Source organism: Microbacterium sp. Cr-K20 (genome assembly GCF_000708325.1).
Classification (GTDB): Bacteria; Actinomycetota; Actinomycetes; order Actinomycetales; family Microbacteriaceae; genus Microbacterium.
This window is the reverse complement of record NZ_JARE01000006.1, coordinates 1-19,134: the sequence shown is the minus strand read 5'-3', so window position 1 is coordinate 19,134 and position 19,134 is coordinate 1. Positions and strand designations below refer to the sequence as shown.

Annotated in this window: 19 protein-coding genes; 5 read left to right on the top strand and 14 right to left on the bottom strand. The window is 69.5% G+C overall.

Features of this window, described 5'->3' with window-relative positions; genetic code table 11:
- Positions 1–60: 60 nt before the first annotated feature.
- The 3 genes from GZ67_RS0101635 to GZ67_RS0101625 are packed head-to-tail and all read left to right on the top strand — an operon-like array spanning position 61 to position 2,319.
- Positions 61–846 carry an energy-coupling factor transporter transmembrane component T gene (locus GZ67_RS0101635; protein WP_029261292.1) on the top strand — a complete coding sequence of 262 codons (786 nt, stop codon included), beginning with the start codon at positions 61–63 and terminating at the stop codon, positions 844–846.
- A 10-nt stretch (positions 847–856) separates the two neighbouring features.
- Positions 857–1,732: a siderophore-interacting protein gene (locus GZ67_RS0101630; RefSeq protein WP_029261291.1), complete on the top strand. Its 876-nt coding sequence runs from the start codon at positions 857–859 to the stop codon at positions 1,730–1,732.
- Positions 1,729–2,319 carry an ECF transporter S component gene (locus GZ67_RS0101625; RefSeq protein ID WP_051662269.1) on the top strand — a complete coding sequence of 197 codons (591 nt, stop codon included), beginning with the start codon at positions 1,729–1,731 and terminating at the stop codon, positions 2,317–2,319. Before GZ67_RS0101630 ends, GZ67_RS0101625 begins: the two co-directional genes overlap by 4 nt.
- 50 nt (positions 2,320–2,369) lie before the next feature.
- Here GZ67_RS0101625 and GZ67_RS0101620 read toward each other — a convergent pair whose 3' ends face one another.
- The 13 genes from GZ67_RS0101620 to GZ67_RS0101560 form a co-directional block, all read right to left on the bottom strand.
- On the bottom strand, positions 2,370–3,722 hold the full coding sequence (locus GZ67_RS0101620; RefSeq protein ID WP_029261289.1) for an HNH endonuclease signature motif containing protein: 1,353 nt from the start codon (positions 3,720–3,722) through the stop codon (positions 2,370–2,372).
- A 181-nt stretch (positions 3,723–3,903) separates the two neighbouring features.
- Positions 3,904–4,842: a carbohydrate ABC transporter permease gene (locus GZ67_RS0101615; RefSeq protein ID WP_051662268.1), complete on the bottom strand. Its 939-nt coding sequence runs from the start codon at positions 4,840–4,842 to the stop codon at positions 3,904–3,906.
- 2 nt (positions 4,843–4,844) lie between these two features.
- The gene (locus GZ67_RS0101610; RefSeq protein ID WP_029261287.1) at positions 4,845–5,750 is read right to left on the bottom strand and encodes a carbohydrate ABC transporter permease; all 906 of its coding nucleotides are present in this window, start codon (positions 5,748–5,750) and stop codon (positions 4,845–4,847) included.
- A gap of 29 nt (positions 5,751–5,779) precedes the next feature.
- Positions 5,780–7,105: an extracellular solute-binding protein gene (locus tag GZ67_RS0101605; RefSeq protein ID WP_029261286.1), complete on the bottom strand. Its 1,326-nt coding sequence runs from the start codon at positions 7,103–7,105 to the stop codon at positions 5,780–5,782.
- Between the two features lie 46 nt (positions 7,106–7,151).
- Complete coding sequence (locus GZ67_RS0101600) at positions 7,152–7,526, bottom strand: cupin domain-containing protein (protein ID WP_029261285.1); 375 nt, start codon at positions 7,524–7,526, stop codon at positions 7,152–7,154.
- A complete protein-coding gene (gene lsrF / locus GZ67_RS0101595) occupies positions 7,523–8,413 on the bottom strand; it encodes a 3-hydroxy-5-phosphonooxypentane-2,4-dione thiolase (protein ID WP_029261284.1) in 891 nt (296 codons plus the stop codon). The genes GZ67_RS0101600 and lsrF overlap by 4 nt, the downstream gene beginning before the upstream one ends.
- A gap of 21 nt (positions 8,414–8,434) precedes the next feature.
- Entirely contained in the window at positions 8,435–10,039 is a 1,605-nt protein-coding gene (locus GZ67_RS0101590) for an FGGY family carbohydrate kinase (RefSeq protein ID WP_051662267.1), read from the bottom strand.
- Complete coding sequence (locus GZ67_RS0101585; protein ID WP_036303095.1) at positions 10,027–11,046, bottom strand: NAD(P)-dependent oxidoreductase; 1,020 nt, start codon at positions 11,044–11,046, stop codon at positions 10,027–10,029. Before GZ67_RS0101585 ends, GZ67_RS0101590 begins: the two co-directional genes overlap by 13 nt.
- A gap of 33 nt (positions 11,047–11,079) precedes the next feature.
- Entirely contained in the window at positions 11,080–11,895 is an 816-nt protein-coding gene (locus GZ67_RS0101580; protein ID WP_168380816.1) for a GntR family transcriptional regulator, read from the bottom strand.
- 264 nt (positions 11,896–12,159) lie between these two features.
- Complete coding sequence (locus tag GZ67_RS0101575; protein WP_136025826.1) at positions 12,160–12,531, bottom strand: type II toxin-antitoxin system PemK/MazF family toxin; 372 nt, start codon at positions 12,529–12,531, stop codon at positions 12,160–12,162.
- A complete protein-coding gene (locus GZ67_RS0101570) occupies positions 12,528–12,749 on the bottom strand; it encodes a ribbon-helix-helix domain-containing protein (protein ID WP_029261279.1) in 222 nt (73 codons plus the stop codon). The genes GZ67_RS0101575 and GZ67_RS0101570 overlap by 4 nt, the downstream gene beginning before the upstream one ends.
- A 132-nt stretch (positions 12,750–12,881) precedes the next feature.
- On the bottom strand, positions 12,882–14,045 hold the full coding sequence (locus tag GZ67_RS0101565; RefSeq protein ID WP_029261278.1) for an acyl-CoA dehydrogenase family protein: 1,164 nt from the start codon (positions 14,043–14,045) through the stop codon (positions 12,882–12,884).
- Between the two features lie 152 nt (positions 14,046–14,197).
- On the bottom strand, positions 14,198–15,127 hold the full coding sequence (locus GZ67_RS0101560; protein WP_029261277.1) for a M15 family metallopeptidase: 930 nt from the start codon (positions 15,125–15,127) through the stop codon (positions 14,198–14,200).
- Between the two features lie 74 nt (positions 15,128–15,201).
- Here GZ67_RS0101560 and GZ67_RS0101555 point away from each other — a divergent pair, with 74 nt between their 5' ends.
- Together GZ67_RS0101555 and GZ67_RS0101550 are read left to right on the top strand one after the other, a co-directional pair.
- The gene (locus tag GZ67_RS0101555; protein ID WP_029261276.1) at positions 15,202–16,287 is read left to right on the top strand and encodes an Rv2578c family radical SAM protein; all 1,086 of its coding nucleotides are present in this window, start codon (positions 15,202–15,204) and stop codon (positions 16,285–16,287) included.
- Positions 16,288–16,348: 61 nt separating this feature from the next.
- Entirely contained in the window at positions 16,349–16,888 is a 540-nt protein-coding gene (locus tag GZ67_RS0101550; protein WP_029261275.1) for a YaeQ family protein, read from the top strand.
- 198 nt (positions 16,889–17,086) lie between these two features.
- On the opposite strand, the gene GZ67_RS0101545 is transcribed toward GZ67_RS0101550, so the two are convergent.
- Positions 17,087–19,134, bottom strand: a 2,048-nt coding sequence (locus GZ67_RS0101545; protein WP_036330027.1) for a DEAD/DEAH box helicase, incomplete at its 5' end; no start/stop codon positions are given.

The window sequence follows — 19,134 nt, the reverse complement described above, 5'->3', positions numbered from 1 at the left end:
GGCAGCGCCACCCGCAGCACTCCCACCGCAGGAGATCGCGCTTTCGACCCGTACGCCCGGATGACGGCGACCTCGCCCCGGCAGTTCCTGTACGCCCTGAATCCGCTCGCCAAGGTCGCGGGTTTCGCCCCGGCGATGGTGCTGCTCGTGTTCGTCCGCGACCTCGCCACCCCGGCCGCGTTCCTCGTGCTCGCATACGCGCTGATCCTGGTCGGCGCCCGCCTCACGCGACGTCTGCTCGCTCTGCTGCTTCTCGGACTCCCGGCCGGGATGCTGCTGGTCGCGGTCGGATTCTCGCTGTGGGTGGATGCCGGGCTCGTCGACGGCAGCACGCCGGTGGTGTGGATCGGCGACTGGACGCTGTACAGCGGCGCTCTGGTGATCGGCGCGGCGACCGCGCTGCGGCTCGGCTCGATCATGGCGCTCGCCCTCGTCGGCGGGCTCACCACCAGCGGCCCCGACCTCGTACGGGCGAGCGTGCAGCAGCTCCGGGTGCCCTACCGCGTCGGCTACACGGCGCTCGCGGCGTTCCGGTTCGTGCCGCGATTCGGGCATGAGCTGGCCGTGATCCGCGCGGCGCATCGGGTGCGCGGGTACCACGGCGGGCGCGGACCGTTCGCCCGTATCGCGCGCGGTTGGGGCTACATCGTGCCGCTGCTCGCCGGGGCCATCCGCCATGCCGAGCGCGTCGCCCTGGCGATGGATTCCCGGGCGTTCGGCGCTCATCCCACCCGCACCGAGCGGCATCTCGTGCCGTTCCGCACGCGGGACACGGTCTTCACTCTCGTGACACTGCTGGCGTCCGCCGCCATCTTCGTCGCCTTCTTCCCCTGGCAGCTTCCCTGAAAGGCGCCCCATGGCATACAGCAAGATGGTCAAGCCCGAGACGACCGAGCTCATCCATCTGACGGTCCTGCGCTCGGAGCGCCTCTCGGCGCACTGGATCCGCGTGACTCTCGGCGGCGGCGAGATCGAGAAGTTCCGCCCGATGGGCTTCGACCAGTGGTTCCGCCTGTTCCTGCCGATCGGCGGCGACGCCGGCCTCGAGCGGGTGCCCGCCAAGGCGAACAAGATGTTCGGGTATCTGAAGTTCCTGCGCATCCCCGACGGCGAACGCCCCGTGATGCGCAACTACAGCGTGCGCGCCTATCGTGCGGCGACGGCGGAGGCCGGCGCCGAGATCGACGTGGACTTCGTGCTGCACGGCTCGGCGGCCGACGGCACGGCCGGCCCGGCGTCGCGCTGGGCGGAGACCTGCCAGCCGGGCGAGCACGTGCTGATCATCGACGAGGGGCTCACCTTCAACCCGCAGCGCGGCACGGACCGCGTGGTGCTGGTCGGCGATGAGACGGCGCTGCCGGCGATCGCCTCGATCAGTGCCTCGCTGCCCGCGGATGCCACCGGCACGGCGATCATCGAGGTGCCGAGCGAGGAGGATGCGCTGGAGTTCCCGCATCCGTCCGGTCTCGAGGTCGTCTGGCTCGTGCGGCCTCACGATGTCGCTCCCGGTGCGCTGGCGCTGCAGGCGCTGGGCCGCACCGCGCTGCCGGATGCCCCGTTCCACGCGTATGCGGCCGGCGAGCAGGCACTCGCCTCGGGCGCTCGCAAGCACCTGGTGGGCGAGCGCGGTGTCGACAAGAACGCGGTCAGCTTCTGCGGGTATTGGAGGATCGGCGCAGCCTCACCCGCGTCGAAGGCCGCTCGCGAGGCGGCAGCGGAGCCGCTGGCATGAGCGGAGTGGATGCTGTCGTTCGTGGGTCGGGCCCCCGTCGGCGGTTCCGGTTTCCCACCGCGATCCTGCTGACCTGTGCCGCCCTCGGCGTCGCCGGAGCGGTGCTGCTCGCGCCGATGAACTGGCTCTCGACGCTGCTGACCGGTCCGCTGCCCTTCGTCGGCATGGCGCTCGCCGGGCTGTGGCTGCTGCCGTCGGTGATCGCGCTTCGCCTGCTGCGGCGTCCGCTCGTCGGACTGCTCGTGGCTCTGATCGCCGGTCTCGTGCTCGTGCCCTTCTCGGGCTACGGGTTCGGCAGCGTGCTGACCAACCTCTGGTGGGCGGCGTTCACCGAGCTGCCGTTCCTGTTCGTGCTGTGGCGCTACTGGGGCACCTGGATGCACTACGTCGGCGCCGTCGCGGTGGGGATCGTCTACCCGATCTCGGCGTGGGCGTGGTTCGATCTCGGCTCGATGACCCTCTTCGCGCAGGTCGCGTTCTTCGCGGTGACGATGGCAAGCTGCGTGGGCGGAACAGCCCTCGGTATCGTCATCGCCGACCGGCTCCGGAAGGCCGGCGTCGGCGGGCGCGGTTCGCAGCGATCCTGAGGTGATGCCGGCCGCGACCGCTGCCCGAGCCCCATCCGCGCAGGCGTGTCTCATGCGGCGATGTCGAAGCGGGCGCGTCCGCCGAGTCGTGGGGTGCGGGTGGGGTCGACGTGCGGCGGCGGGAGGAACCATACTCGTCCCCCGATTCCGTGCCCCTGCCCGCGCCCTTCGATGCGGATGGCCCATCCGTTGTCGTGGATGCGGTGGTGGCAGGTCTCACACAGCAACACCCCGTTGGACAGGTCGGTGGGCCCGTGGTCGCGTTTCCACCAGCGGATGTGGTGTGCTTTGGTCATCTCCGGGGGGAGCCCGCACATCGCGCACCCGCCATCACGTTCCACGAGGGAGAGGCGTTGCGCCCGGGTGAACAGGCGTTTCTCCCGCCCCCAGTCCAACACTTCGCTGTCCGTTCCGAGGACGCAAGGGATGATGCCACCGCCGGCGGCCATCCGCCGTGCCGCTCCGATACTGACCGGTTGGTCCAGACCATCCACGGTCGCCGACCCGGTGCCGGATTCGAGGTCTTCGACACGCATCCGGACGATCACGGTTGCCCCGGCGACCGGGACCCGCTTCTCACAGCCGAGGACGTGCGCGCAGAACACCGCGAGCGCATCGGCCTGGATCATCGGGACCGTGCGCCGGTCCGCATCCGGAGCATCAGTGTCGGGAGCACCCTGCCGGGCGGCGAACGCCGCGGTGACGAACCCGCGGATCGCGGCGACGATCGGGGCGGCGGTCTCGGCATCCAGGCGCGCGTTCAGGTGCAGCATCCCGCCGCGCTCGAACATCGTCAACGACCTCTTCCCGCGCCGCTCCTCTTCTTTCGGCTCGACACCGTCAGGGTCAAGCCACGCCTCCACCCGGACGACGAGCCGGCGGACATGGTCCAGCGCCAACCCGACCGCGGCCTCGGTCAGCAGGCGTTCCGCCTCCGCGACCCGCTCCACCCCGGCCGCAACCCGGCACCGGTCCAGCATTCCGATGATCATCGCCGCCGCCTGCGCGCCCAGCACGCCCGCGCGCAGCGCTTCCCGCACCACCGGATACCGTGCCGGCAACCGCGCCCCCAACAGGTCCGCACGCGGCGCTGTCGCCTCGCCGACCTTCACCAACCGGGCCGCATCGCCCGTGGAAACCCCGCTGGTCGCGGCGATCAACGCCGCCGCCGTGCGGAACCCCTGCTGCTTCGCCAGGCTCTCCGCCCCCAACTCCGGCCGCGACTCGTAGGCGAGGCGCGCGGCGACCTCGACATGCATCGCATCCACCCGCCGCTGCAGCGCACCCATCGCGTCACTGACCGCGATCAACTGCGCCCGGGACAGAACCCCCGCCTCCCCGGCACCCGCCCACGCCTCGCCGAGGTGACTCATCGCCTCGCGCAACCCGGTCAAAGTGGACATGCTTCATTCTAACCGACTAACACGCTACCTTCGCAGCTTTGTTCGCATCGAATGCCAGAATTCTGCCGAATCCCGCCACAGCACGCTCGCGACCTCTCCTCCAGAGGACTCGCCAGCTTCGAAGCTATCCACGTACGCCACAACAGGCACAACAGGTCATCACAGACCGCCGACAACCCCGCTACTTCACGCTCCCCTGCGTCAACCCACCGACGAGCCACTTCTGCAGGAAGAGCGCCAGCAGATAGATGGGGATCAACCCGGACAGGCTCGCGGCCGCCATCTGCCCGAACATCACCTCGCGGCCGCCCTGCATCAGGGCGATGCCGACCGGGAGCGTCTGGGAGTCCACACTCTGCGTGAGCAGCAGCGGGATCAGGAAGTCGTTGTACGCGAGGATGAACACGATGATCGAGACCGCGACGATCCCCGGCGCGGTGAGCGGCAGGATCACCGCCCACAGCGTGCGGAGCGGTCCGCATCCGTCGATCTGCGCCGCCTCGTCGATCTCGAACGGGATCGCGCGGAAGAAGCCGTCCAGCAGCCAGACGGCGACCGGCGTGAGCAGCAGACCCTCGACGATCCCGAGTCCGAGAACCGAGTCCATCAGCCCCGCCGAGCGCACCAGCACGAAGAGCGGGATGATCGCGACGACCGGCGGGGCGACGTAGGCCGAGACGATCAGCCCGAGCGTCTGCTTCCCGCCGGCGCGCAGCCGGGCCATCGCGTAGTTCGCGGGGATCGACACGAGGAGCGACACCAGCACGGCGATGATCGCCGCGCCGAACGAGTTGCGCAGGTAGGTGAGGATCGGCCAGTTCTCGAAGGCCGCGGTCCAGTTCTCGAACGCGAGACGCGAGGGGAGGATCCGTGTCGACAGGATGTCGTCCGGACTCTTGAACGACATGCCGACCATGTACAGCACGGGCAGGAGCGCGAGCGTGATCGCGACGACGATCACGGCCCACTTCACCGCCGTGACCAGTGCGGACGGACGCCCGGGGCGCGACGTGCTCGACGTGCGCACCTTGGAGCGCCCTCGGCGACGGGCGGAGGGGACGATGAGCGTCTCGGTCGCGCTCTCCTCGAGGCGATCGGATGCGCGGAGCATGAGCGACATGGTCAACTCTCCTTGTGCAGGCGCTGCCGCACGGCGTTGAGCGGCAGGATGACGATGGTGACCAGGACGAGGAAGGCGATGGTCTGCGCGGCCGCCGCCCCCACATCGAAGGTCTGCAGACCGGTGCGATAGATCTCGTAGCTGCTGACGGTGGTGTCGAAGCCCGGCCCGCCGCTGGTCATGATGAACACGAGGTCGAAGACCTTGAACGAGACGACGAGCTTCAGCAGGAGGACCGTGATCAGGCTCGGCAGCACCAGCGGGAGGGTGATGCGCCAGAAGGTCTGCCACACTCCGGCGCCGTCGACCTGCGAGGCCTCGTACACCTCGGTGGGCAATGTCTGCAGCGCGGCGAACACCAGCAGGACGCAGAACGGCGTCCACTGCCAGGCGTCGACCGTGATCACCGAGATCATCGCGGCGGGGCTCGACCCGAGGAACAGGAACGGCTCGGAGCCCGGATCGAGCGATTGCCCGATGTTGTTGAGCAGCCCGCCCGTGGGGGCCAGCATGAGCTTCCAGATGACTCCGGCCATGACCGGCGGTGTCATCAGCGGGAGCAGGAGCAGCACCCGGATGATGCGCCCGCCCTTGACGGCCGCATCGAGCGAGAGCGCGACCGCCAACCCTGCGATCAGCGCGATGAGCGCCGACGGGATGGCGAAGAGGAGCGACCTGCCGAGGGACGGGAGGGTGATCCCGTCCCCCAGCAGCGCCGCGAAGTTGTCGAACCCGACCCATTCCGAGAACGGACGTCCCAGCGACGACTCCGAGAAGGAGGCGGCGACGATGTAGCCGAGCGGGTAGATCGCGATGATGACGATCGCGATGACGGCGGGGGCGAGCAGGGCGCGCCCCGTCCACGACGCACGTCGGGAGACGCGTCGGTGGGTGACGGGCTGCGACATGAGCGGTCCTTTCGGGTTCGACGAGCGGATCAGCCGGCCAGGGACTGCCAGGAGTCCCAGGTCTGCTGCATCGCCTGTTCGGCGGTCAGGCTCCCCTGGAGCATGAGCGCGAGGTTGTCGCTCAGCGACTGGATCATCTCCGGTGCCTGCGGCGACGTGGGCCACGACTGCGCGTTCGGCAGGACCTGCGCGGCGACCGCCGACACCTCGGGGGCGAACTCGACGTATTCCGGGCTCTCCAGCGTCGAGGTCCGGGTGGGATCCACTCCGGAGCCGGTCGTCGTGATCAGCTTCTCGTTGGTCTCCTTCGAGGAGGCGAAGGCCACGAAGTCCTTGGCGAGCTCCTCATCGCTCGCGTTGGGGCTGATTCCCATCGCCCATCCGGCGTTCAGCGCTCCGGAGATCTTGCCCTCCGGCCCGATGGGCAGCGGTGCCACACCCCAGCCGTCGACGATCTTCGACTGCTCGGGATCTTGCGCGAAGACACCGAGGTCGGTCCAGAACTCGATCATGCCGACGGACCCCGAGAGGAACTGCGGCAGCGCCTGCTCGAACCCGATCTCCAGCGGGCTGGGCAGGGCCGAGGGGGCGGCGTCGAGCATCGACTGCGCGGCCGCGACCGCGTACTCGGTGTCGAGCTGGGGCATCTGCGGGTCTATCGGATCGGGCGACATCGTGGCGAGACGGTTGAAGAAGGTCGAGCCGATGTTGAACGCGCTCTTCGAGCCGAGCAGGGCGTTGCCGTACACGCCGTCCGCCTTCTCGGCATCGGTGATCTTCTTCGAGACCTCGATGTACTCGTCCCACGTGGTCGGCACCTCGACGCCGTTCCGCTCGAAGATCGCCTTGTTGTAGAAGAGCACGTGCGTGTCGCCGTCGATCGGCAGGCCGTAGGTGCCTCCCTCGTACTGCGAGTACGGGCCGAAGATCGCCTCGATGAAGTCGGACGAGTCGATGTCTTCGTCGGATTCGACCCAGTCGGTGATGTCGGCGAGCGCACCGGCGTCGGCGAGCGCGCCGACCGACGTGTACCAGTACTGGATGACGTCGTAGTTGTTGGTTCCGGACTGTGCGTCGAGGACCGCCTTGGTCTGGATCTGGTCGTAGGGCACGACCTCGACTTCGACCTCGACACCGGTCTCGGCTTCGAAATCGGCCTCGAGGATCTTGCCGGCCCCCTCCTGCGGAGCAGCGATCAGGACCTTGAGGGTCTTGTCACCACCGTCGCCGGAGGATCCGCCGGCGTCGCCGGAGCAGCCCGCGAGCACGAGGCCCGCGACGGAAGCCAGGGCGATGACGGGCAGGGAGCGACGCGCGTAGCGCGCGAGGGATGAGGAGCGTCGTTGCACACTCATGGTGCTGTCCTTTCGATGTTCTTCTTCGGGTGAGGGGGTGAAGCGGTCAGGATGCGGATTCGGGGTCCGGCGTCCAAGGGCGATCGACCTTGTCGCCATCGACCCAGGGGGTCTTCACGAAGACGGCTCGGAATGTCTCGTCGAACGGGTTGCGTACGAAATGCTCCTCGTGCGGTTCGGCGCGGAGCACATCACCGACCGAGACGACCCTGCGGGTGTCGCGATCGAGCCAGATCTCGGCGCGCCCTTCCAGCACCACGAAGGACTCCGTGTGGTGCTCGTGCAGGTGATTGCCGAACTCGTCGCCCGGCCGCAGCACGACCACGCCGAACGCGGCGTCGTCGCTCTGGGCGAGGTAACCCGGCCCCCAGTCGCCGAACCGGAGCGCGGCATCGGCGGCACGGAGCACGTCGGCGCTCATGCGAGCACCCGCGTCTCGGTCGCCTCGCGGAACAGCTCGTACGCGTCGGCGGGAGCGGCGTCGTCGTGGACGACCGCGCGGACTGCGCGCATCATCGCCGCAGGATCCGCGCTCTGGAAGATGTTGCGCCCCATGTCGACGCCGGCAGCGCCCGCGCGGACCGCGTTCGACGCCATCGTGAGGGCTTCCAGCTCGGGGAGCTTCTTCCCCCCGGCCATGATCACCGGCACCGGGCAGCCCGCCACCACGTCTTCGAAGCCCTCGTCGCAGTAGTAGGTCTTGACGAGCTGGGCGCCGAGCTCGGCGATGATGCGGGTGGCGAGGCCCAGGTAGCGGGCATCACGGACGAGCTCCTTGCCGACCGCCGTCACCCCGAGCACCGGGATCCCGGCGGCGTAGCCCTCGTCGACGAGCGTCGTGAGGTTGCGGATGCTGCGGCTCTCGTGCTCACCGCCGACGAAGACCTGCACGGCCACGGCGTCGGCGTTGATGCGCACGGCATCCGCCATCGCCATCGCGGTGTATTCGTCGGAGAGGTCCTTGAGGATCGACGGCCCGCCCGAGGCGCGGAGCACGAGACCGGCGCGCGTGGCCGGCGGAACGGAGGTGCGCAGCGCACCGCGGGTGCACATCACGGCGTCCGCGTACTCGGCGAGCGGGGCGATGTTCAGGTCGATGCGCTCGAGGCCGGACGTCGGTCCCTGGAAGTATCCGTGGTCGAACGCCAGCATGACCGTGCGGCCGGTGTCGGGGTCGAGGATGCGGGAGAGGCGGTTCTGGATGCCCCAGTCGAGGTTCGCGGCCCCGCGGATGTTCTGCGAGAAGCGCACGGCCGGTGTCTCGGAGTGGAACTTCTTCGCTGCGGCGTTGCCTTCGAGGTCTGCCATGGTGTCTCCTTCTGGTGGTCGTCAGCCGGCGTGGCCGACGGGCGAGAGTCGGGTGGGGGAAAGGTCGTGGGGGCCGCGGGCGGCACCCGGTGGGGTGAAGAGCGGGAGCAGGTCGGGGCCTGAGATCGAGAGCATGTCGCGGTACACGCGGTGCCAGCGCTCGGTCACCGCGCGGTACTGCTCGTGCTCGCCGGGGTCGACACGCTCGATGCGGTCGGGATCGCCCATCGGCGGCAGGGCGGCGCCCACACCGCGCGCGGCCAGGCGGGCGGCGCCGTACGAGGTGGCTTCCGGCGCAGGGGTCACGCGGGTGTCGAGTCCGGTCACCCCGGCGATCACCCGCGGCCAGAGAGCGCCCGCACTCGAGCCGCCGGTGAAGGTGACCGATCCTTCGGCGACCGCTCGGCCGCCGGTGAGGGAAGCGAGGATGTCGAGGTGCGCGCCGGCCACGATCGCGGCTGATTCCTCGATCGCGCGGACGAATGCTCCCCGTGACGAGCGGGCCGCGTCGTTGATGTCGAAGCCCACGAACGCGGGGGCCGCGTGATGCCAGGCGTCCGCCTGCATCACATTCGCCATGGTCGCGACGACACCGTTGGCGCCTGCCGGAACCGCCGCGGCCCATTCCTCCATGACGGTGAACGCGGACGTTCCGGCTGCGCGTCCGAGCTCGGCGGCATCCGGGCACATCGCATCGCGGAACCAGCGCATCGCGAGTCCCGAGAGGAAGCCGATCCCCTCGACCATCCAGGTTCCCGGATCGACGTGGCAGAGCGTGCGCAGTCGCCGCTCCGGGTCGATCAGCGGTTCCGATGTGACGGCCGTGGTCTGCCAGAACGTGCCGGCGACGATCGTCGGCACCCCTTCGCGGGCCGCGATGCCGTGGAGCGCGAGCTGGGTATCGGCGCCACCGGTCACGACGGGCGTGCCCACCGGGAGTCCCGTGGCGGCTGCCGCGGCGGGTGTGACGATTCCGACGACCTCACCGCATTCGACCACGGGAGGGAGGATGCTGCGGTCCACGCCCACGAGTCGCGCGAGCTCGTCCGACCAGTTCCTCGACCGCAGGTCGAACAGCGCCGAACTCGAGCCGCTGGTCGGCTCGGTGACGAACTCGCCCGTCAGGCGCGTCGTGACCCAGTCGCTCAACATCCCGAAGTGGCGCGCCTGCGCGAAGAGGTCGGGCTCGTGGCGGGCGATCCACCGCAGGCGGGCCGGGGCCGTGATCGACACCCAGTCCCCCGCCGTGCGGTACACCTCGTCGGCCACACCTTCGGCGACCAGTTCGTCGGCCTCCGCGCGTGCCCGACCGTCGGTGTTCGGGCAGGCCCAGAGCTCGCGGCCCGCGGCGTCGTACAGGACGAATCCCTCCCGCATGCTCGACGCTGCCACGGCCGCGACGCGCCGCCCGCCGAGGTGCGCCACGACCTCCGAGACGGCGGCGGCGATGGCCCTCCATCCGCTCTCGGTGTCGAAGACCGTGCCGCCGGGGTGCCCCGGTACGGCGGTGTGCGTCCACTCGCGCGCTGCTCGGGTGACCAGTCGGCCCTCGATGTCGAAGGCGAGCGCTCGCGCCGATCCGGTACCGGCATCGATGGCGAGGAAGACGTCCGTCATCGTTCCCATCGCAGGCTCCCATCCGTGAGAAAGCTCTCGACCTCGGCGGCGAGCATGTCCGCACCGCGGACGAGCGTCTCGTTCGTCGCGCCGGCCAGATGGGGCGTGAGGATGAGGTTCGGTTCCGCGACGAGCTCCCGCCACGGTCCATCGGGTTCGTTCACGTCGAGGGCGACGCCGGCGAGGTGGCCGCTGCGCAGCGCCTCGAGGAGCGCGTGCTCGTCGACGAGCGATTCCCGGGCGGTGTTGATGAGGAACGACCCCTCCGACATGCGGGCGATCTGCGCGGCGCCGATCATGTGGCGGTTCTCGTCGGTGGCTCGCGCATGCACGCTGACGACGTCGCTCGCGGAGAGCAGCGCGTCGAGGTCGGAGACGATCGTGGCATCCGCCACCGAGGTCGGATCGACGAAGGGGTCGTACGCGGTGATGGTCGCGCCGAGCGCCCGCGCCCGAGCCGCGACCAGGCGGGCGACGTTGCCGTAGCCGATGAGACCGAGTCGCAGTCCCTTCACCTCGCGGCCGAACCAGCGGGCACCCTCGAAAGTCGATTCGGCGAGCGGACGGCCGTCGGCGACCCGCTCGTCCACGTCGCGCAGCGACGCCGGCACGTTGCGCACGAGGGAGATCAGGAACCCGATCGTGAGGTCGGCGACGGCATCCGCGTTCTTCCCCGGGGTCGTGGTCACGCGCACCCCGCGCTCGCGCGCCGCATCGAGATCGACGTTGACGGGGCCGCCGCGTGCGCATCCGACGAGGCGCAGGTCGGGGAGCGCGGCCAGGACGTCGGCGGTCACAGGCGCCGCGTGGAAGGCGATGACGTCGTAGCCGCGGCCGAGGCTCGCGACCTCCGCCGGGTCCCCCTCGTACTCCCGGATGGAGGAGGTGTCCCACGTCGGCGTCGTGATCGTCATCGTCGTCGCGTCGACGGCGAGACCCCGCTGCGCGAAGGCGCGGGTGAAGATCTCGGCGGTCATGTAGCTGTCGCCGATGACGAGGATGCGGTGGTCGGTCATGTGCAGGGCTCCCGGGGTTCGTGAGTGGGTGGGTCAGCGCAGAGCGGCGGGGTAACGACCGGAGGCGGTCTCGGTCGAGATGCCTCCCGCATCGAAACCGGTGTCGACGCTGACGCGGAGGCGATCGGTGCGCACGGAGGCGCGGGAGAAGTCGATGGGCTGGCCGCTCTGGTCATAGGCGACGGCCTCGACGACGACGATCGGATGCCCCGGCTCGACCTCGAGCAGGCCCGCGAGCGCCCGATCGGCGGCGACGGCCTCGATCGTCCTGTGCATGCGGGCGATGCGGACGCCGGCGACGTTCCTGATCGCGGCGTAGAGACTCGCGCGGGGGTCGCGGAGGTCGGGCAACACCCCGGCGAAGCGCGACGGCAGATAGTTGATCACGTGCACGGCGGTGCGCGAGCCCACGGCGCGCACGCGCTCCAGCACGAAGCCCGTGCCGTCGGGAGAGTCGCGTCCGACGACCGCTGCGGCCCACGAGGGAAGCGGCTCGATGCCGGCACGGAGGATCTCCGAGCTCAGGGCGCTGCGGCCGTCCTCGCTGTACTCGCCGAGAAGGCTCGGGGCCGAGGGGAGCGTCCAGGCCGACGGACCCTGGGCTCGTTCCACGAAGGCGCCCTTGCCCTGCTGTCGGGAGATGATGCCGGCGCTCTCCAGCCGGGACAGCGCGTCGCGGATCGAGGTGCGCGAGGCCGAGAAGTGCTCCCGCAGCTCGTTCTCGCTGGGCAGGCGATCACCCGGTCCCCAGGTGCCCTGGGCGATCTCGGCTTCGATGGCGCGCATGATCTGGAACCAGATCGGAGCCGTCGACGTGCGGTCGAGCAGCGGCAGGCTGAGAGTGGACATTCCGGCCTCTTCGGTGAGCGGGTGCGGGAACATCTGCGTTCCCGAGCCGGACTCTCCTGTCCGGACATGTATCGATCATGGACCGATACTTGTATCCCCTGAAGAGACAAGTCAGGAAATTCTCCGACGCCTGCTCTCAACTCGGATTTATCTCAGCTGGTCAGGTATTTCCCGGAACAGCAAGTGCCCCCGGAGGTCGATCCGACCCCGGAGCAACGCGGGGAGCGCCGCGGCGGCCGGTACAAGTGGAACCCCCGCGGGGCTTCAGAGCGACAGATGCACGCGCAGCGCCTCGTCGATCTCCCCCATCAACTCGGCCGGCACCCAGCCGAGCGGACGGACGATGCGCGCGGTCGAGATGGTCCGCACCTGCTCCGCGTGCGCCTTCGAATCACGATCCAGCCCGGTGGCAGCGGCGGGAAGCAGCACCTGGAACGGCAGCACCCGCGTGACGTTCGACGTCACCGGCACGACGGTGACCGTGGCCTGCGGGCGTCGCGCAGCGACCGCGTTCGCCGTGTTGTTGCTCACGAGCACGGCCGGTCGCGTCTTCCGCGCCTCGGACCCGACCGTGGGGTCGAACGAGACGAGGATGATCTGACCACGACGAAGCAGGGAGACCGCGCTGTCGCTCACGCGGTGGCCAGGCCATCGTCGGCCGCGGAATCCCACTCGTCGTCGTATCCCTCGGCGTAGGCCTCGGCGTACGCGTCGGCGAGACGGCTCTCACGAAGAAGGCGAACCGCCGCGTGCACGACGGCCGAGCGCGAGGGGTACCCGCCTTCGAGGGTCTGGGTGTCGAGGAACGCCAGATCGCTCTCACTCAGACTGAGGCTGACTTTTGCGGTGGACATGCAGTAATACTACTTCGGTAGTACCGACGGTACCACCCGCTTCCTTCGAGCATCCGAGCACCGCAGCGTCCTCGGCTGCACGCGAAGAGGCCCCGGATGCCAGAGCATCCGGGGCCTCTCCAGAGCCGTGCGTCAGCGCTTGCCGGCGATCTGACGGCCGACGAGATCGCGCATGATCTCGTTCGTGCCGCCGTAGATGCGGTGCACCCGAGCATCTGTGAAGGCGCGGGCGATCGGGTACTCCATGATGTAGCCGTAGCCACCGTGCAGCTGCACGCCCGTGTCGAGCACCTCCCACTCGCGCTCGGTAGCCCAGAACTTGACCTTCGCCGCGTCCTCGGCGGTGAGCGTGCTGTTCTTGTAGGCGAGCAGCGCGCGGTCGATGTACGCCCACATCGCATCGGTGGTCGCCGCCATGTCGGCGAGCCGGAAGCGGGTGTTCTGGAAGTCGGCGATGCGCTCGCCGAACGCCTCCCGGTCCTTCGTGTAGGCGACGGTCCAGTCGAAAGCGGCCTGCGCGGCTGCGGCCGCGGCAACGCCGATCGAGAGACGCTCGAGCGGCAGGTTCAGCATCAGCTGGATGAAGCCCTGACCCTCCTTGCCGCTGATGAGGTTCTCGTCGGGGACGAACACGTCAGTGAAGCTCAGCTCGGCCGTGTCCCAGCCATGGAAGCCCATCTTGCTGAGCTTCTTGCCCTGGTCGAAGCCCTCCATGCCCTTCTCGACGAGCAGCAGGCTGAACGCGTCAGGACGGTTGCCCTCACCGGTCTTGACGAAGGTCACGACGACGTCGGCTGTCGTGCCCGAGGAGATGAACGTCTTCGCGCCGTTGAGGATGTAACCGCCGTCGACCTTCTTGGCGTTGGTCTTGATGCCGCGGAGGTCCGAACCCGCCCCCGGGTCGGTCATGGCGAGTGCGCCGAGCACTTCACCCGTGGCCATCCGGGGCAGCCACTTCTCCTTCTGCTCCTGCGTTCCCATGTGCACGAGGTACGGCACGGCCAGGTCGTCCTGGATGCCGAAGGCGCCTGCGAGCGAGCCGGCGCCCGCGGCGATGACCTCCTCCATGACGACCGTGCGGAAGCGGTAATCCTGCAGCATCCCGGCGCCGCCGAACTCCTCGGGGACCGACAGTCCGATCAGTCCTGCCTCGCCGGCAGCCAGCATGGTCGCCCGGTCGATCTCACCCGCGGCGTCCCACTTCTCGATCGCCTCACCTGTCACGTGGCGCTTGACGAAGTCCTTGACCAGGTCCCGGAATGCCTCGTGATCCTCGTCGTAGATGTCGCGTTCCATGCCGTCCTCCTGAACGTATCGTGCATCGTTGCTCCGGCGATTCTACGTGTCGGACATCGCCTCGGACAGGACGTTGTGAGAATGCATCCCAAACATCGTGACACTGGGTACCGCGGTTGTCGGATGCCGCAACCGGGGCCTTCCCCGATGTCTCAGTGCGCGTAGTCGGGCGCCGCCGGGAGCCCGAAGAACTCCTCCAGCGTGTGGAATCCGCCGTCGTGATAGGCCGCGGCGAGGTCGACCCCGACGTAGCGGAGATGCCACGGCTCGGGCGCGTAGCCGGTGACCGGCGTACCCACCTGCTCGTACCGCACGATGAACCCGTACTCCCACGCGTGGGCCGCGACCCAGTCGCTCTGCGCGGTGCCGCCGAAGCCGTCGAGTCCGCCGCAACCGCTGCCGCACGCGACGACGTCGAGGGCCAGTCCGGTCTGGTGCTCGCTGTGGCCGGGGCGCGCCGACCCGGCATCCGCCTGCCCCTGACCCTGCGACTGCACGTGGGAGTCGTAGGTCGTGACCTGCAGCCCGTACGACCGGTAGCCGTTGTTGGCACCGATGCGCCCCACACCGGCAGCATCCGCCGCGTCGGCCATCTGCCTGACGGCGGCCGCGACATCGGTCCGCACCCGGCCCGATGGCGTCGTCATCTGCAGCGGCACGGAGTCGAGCGCCCCGGGCTCGTAGTCCGCGGGCTTCAGCGGAAGGCTCTTGTTCACCACGACCCAGACCCGCGCCGGATCGCGGAGCGAGATGCAGGGGGCGTTGCCGGCCACCACGGCCTCGCGGAAGGCCGCTCCACCACCGAAACCGGCCACTGCAGCCGCGTCGTCACCGGCCTGGACGGCCTGCTGCACAGCGGGGTCCGAGCACGGGTCGGCTGCAGTCGTCGCCCCCACCTGCACGGTCGGCACCTGCATCACGGCGACCGGTTCCGGCATCGCGGCAGCATCCGGCGACGTCGCAGGAACGGAGGCGATCGAGAGCAGCATCCCGAGCGCGGTCACGGCGACGCCGATCGGCAGTGCGGGTCCGCGGATCGGGGACCGCGGAGCCGCATGCTGAGCGTGCGGCGAGAAGGGCATTGGTCCATCTTCTCATTCGAAGATATCTCGCATTATGACTTGCGTTAAGATCGTCCTTCTGTTCGAATGTTCAAATGCGGTGGCAGGGACAGAAGCTCGGCGAGACGGATGCAGCGGCGCTGCCCGGGCTCGAAGATCGGTCGAGCGTGCTGCGGTCGGTGACCACCCCTGAGTTCGCCGGGATGACGTTCCACGAGGTGCTGTCGAAGTCGGCTCTGAACCATGTGCCCGGCGCTTCGCGCATGCCGTTCGCCTGGACCATCAACCCCTACCGTGGATGCAGTCATGCCTGCGTTTACTGTTTCGCCCGCGGCACGCACGAGTACCTCGACCTCGACGGCGGATCGGACTTCGATTCGCAGATCGTGGTCAAGGTGAACGTGGTCGAGGTGCTCGAGAAGGAGCTGCGGCGCGGCAGCTGGCAGCACGAGACGGTGGCCCTCGGCACCAACACCGACCCGTATCAGCGGGCCGAGGGGCGCTATAAGCTCATGCCCGGCATCATCGAGACGCTCGCCGCATCCGGCACACCGATGTCGATCCTCACCAAGGGCACGCTGATCCGCCGCGACATCCCCCTGCTCGTGAAGGCCGCGCAGCGCGTGCCCGTCGACGTGCAGATGTCGATCGCCATGTACGACGACGAGCTGCAGAAGGCCATCGAACCGGGAGCCCCGACCACCCAGGCCCGCCTCGACACCGTGCGCGCCCTGGCCGACGCCGGGTTTCCCGTGACCGTGTTCCTGATGCCGATCATGCCGCACATGACCGACTCTCTCGAGGCGATCGACAGTGCCCTCGTGCGCATCAAAGAGGCGGGAGCGCGCACCGTCATCTACGGAGCACTCCATCTGCGACCGGGCGTCAAGCCGTGGTTCTTCGAGTGGCTCGGCGCCAACCGGCCCGACCTGGTGTCGTCGTATCGCGGGCTCTATCCCGGCGCCTCGGCCGAGGCCCCGAAGGGCTACCGGCAGTGGCTCGCGAAACGCGCTCGCCCCCTCATCCGGATGCACGGACTCGACGGCCGCCATGAAGACGACTACTCCCGCCGCGGGTTCCGACCAGGGCAGGGACACGTACAGTCGGGAGCGGCGACCGCGGCAGCGGTGCGCTTCACGCCCACTGCTCAGGCCGCGGCTGCGCAGCCGATGCTGTTCTGAGCCGGATCGCCCCTCTCACCCGGTCGGTCGCCCCACCCGTGGCCGCGTAGGCTCGGGGATCATGGCGATCGGTTCGACAGTCCACACATTCGAGGTGCAGCTCGCTGACACCGACCGCGGAATCTACGAGGACTACTCGCTGCGCGTGGCGCGGCATCCGTCCGAGACCGACGCGTACATGCTCACCCGCGTGCTCGCCTACGGACTCGAGTTCGCCGAGGGCATCACGTTCGGCGGCAGCATCTCCTCGACCGAGGAACCGGCCGTGCTCGTGCGCGACATGACCGGGCTCATCACCGTCTGGGTCGAGATCGGGGCGCCCGATGCCGAGCGACTGCACCACGGCAGCCGACTGGCCGAACGCACGGTGGTCTACACGCACCGCGACCCCGCGAAGGTCATGGCGCAGTGGGCGGACAAGCGCATCCACCGCCGCGAGGACATCCGCGTGTACAGCTTCGATTCCGGATTCATCGAGTCGGCCGCGGCTCTGATCGAACGCCGCAACACGATGACCCTCACGCGGGCCGAGGGAGTGATCTACCTCGACCTCAACGGCACGAGCCTGACCGCGACCGTGCACGTGCACGAGCTGGCCTGATCGGCGCGACTCAGCCCGCTCCCCCTACCGCCGAGCGCACGGCTTCGCGTCGAACGCACGGCGTCTTCACGCAGGTACGCCGTGCACTCGGCAGCATCCCGTGCACTCGGCAGCAGGGGGCAGGCAGGGGCGAGGCGGTGCGGACACGACAGAGGCCCCGGACCGCGGAAGCGGGACGGGGCCTCTGGTGAGCGAGACTCAGGCGGTGAGGTCGGCCGCCGTCGGCACGCGACCGGCGATCTCCTCGATCACGTCGTCGTCGAGGCGCGCGTTCTCGAACGGCGCGTCGATCTCGGCCCGGTCGAGCAGCTCGGTCATGCGGCGCTGACGCTGACGCGTGATCAGCGTGACGACACGACCCGAACGACCGGCGCGGCCGGTACGACCCGAGCGGTGCAGGTACGTCTTGTACTCGTCGGGAGCGTCGGCCTGGACGACCAGGTCGATGTCGTCGACGTGGATGCCGCGGGCGGCGACATCCGTGGCGACGAGCACGTTCACGCGGCCCGAGGTCAGACGCTCGAGGTTGCGCGTGCGCTTGGCCTGGTTCAGGTCGCCGTGCAGCGAGACGGCCGGGATGCCGGCATCGTCGAACTGCTCGGCGAGCATGTCGGCGTAGGCACGCGTGCGGGCGAAGACCAGCGTCTTGCCGGCACGGTCGACGAGCGACGTGAGGATGTCGGCCTTGTCACGGTGCTCGATCACGAGCACGCGGTGCTCGATCGTGCTGGAGTCCTGGTCTTCACCGGCGACCTCGTACACAGCCGGGTCGACGAGGAACTCGTCGACGAGAGCCGCGACCTCGCGGTCGAGCGTGGCCGAGAACAGCAGCTTCTGGCTGCCGTCTGCGGTGTGACGCAGGATGCGCTGCACGGGCTCGACGAATCCGAGCTCGCACATGTGGTCGGCCTCGTCCAGCACCGCGATGCGGCAGTCCGAGAGGTCGAGCTTGCCCTGGTTGATGAGGTCCTCGACGCGACCGGGGGTGCCGATCACGATGTCGACGCCCTTCTTCAGCGCACCGACCTGGCGACCCTGCGGGACACCACCGTAGATCTGCGTGGTGAAGAGGCCGACGCTGCGGGCGATCGGCTGGATCGTGCGGTCGATCTGCAGCGCGAGCTCGCGCGTCGGAGCGAGGATGATCGCGCGCGGCGACCGTCCGAACTCACGGCGCTTGCCGGCCTGCGACTGCAGCACGCGCTCGACGAGCGGGGCGCCGAAAGCGATGGTCTTGCCGGAGCCGGTGCGACCGCGGGCGAGCACGTCGCGCCCGGCGAGGACGGCCGGGATGCTGGCGGCCTGGATCGGGAACGGCGTCGCCGCGCCCATGCCGACGAGGGTGTCGACGATGTTCGAGCCGAGACCGAGGTCACCGAAGGTCACACCGTCGACCTCGACGGCTGCGACGGACTTCGCCTCGAGGCGCTCGTGCACGACGTCGTCGCCCGGGGTGAACTTCGCTCCGGTCGACTCGGGCCGGCTGGTGGCGTTCCAGTCGTTACGGCTCGGGCGCTCGTTGCGCGCCGGACGCCCACGGGTGTCGGAGGTCAGCGGGCGCGGACGCTCGGTGCGGTACGCGCCACCGGTCGACGGACGCGAACGCTCGTCACGGCCGCCCTCGTACGAGCGCTGCGTGCGGTCGCGGTCGAAGGCCCGACGGGCGCGGTCGGCGTCGTACGAACGCTCGCCGCCGCGGTCGGCGCCACGGTCGTTGCTGCGGGCACGGTCGCCGCCGCGGTCGTCACGGCGCGGACGCTCGTCACGGTCGAACCGGGGGCGCTCGGCGCCACGGTCGTTGTTGAACCGGGGACGCTCGGCGCCACGGTCGCTGTTGAACCGGGGACGCTCGCCACCACGGCGGTCGTCGCGAACCGGACGCCCGCCATCGCGGTGGTCGTTGTCACGGAAGCCCTGACGCTGGGTGCCGGCACCACGGTCGTCACGACGCGAGCGGTCGTCGCGGTCGAAGCGGGGGCGGTCGCCGCCGCGCTCGTCGCGATAGGTTCCGGGACCGGTCGGGCGCTGACCGGTCGGACGCTGTCCGCCACGGTCATCCCGACGCGGACGGTCGTCGAAACGGCCGCCGGCGCTGGGCCGGTCGTTGTAGCGAGGACGCTCGGAGCGCTCGTCGTTGCGGTGGTGCGGTGCCTCGCGGCGTCCGGACTCGGCGCGGTTGCGGATGCCCCGGGCCTCGTCGCGGCCGGCACGCTCGGAGGCGTTCCAGCGCTGCTTGGGCGCACCCG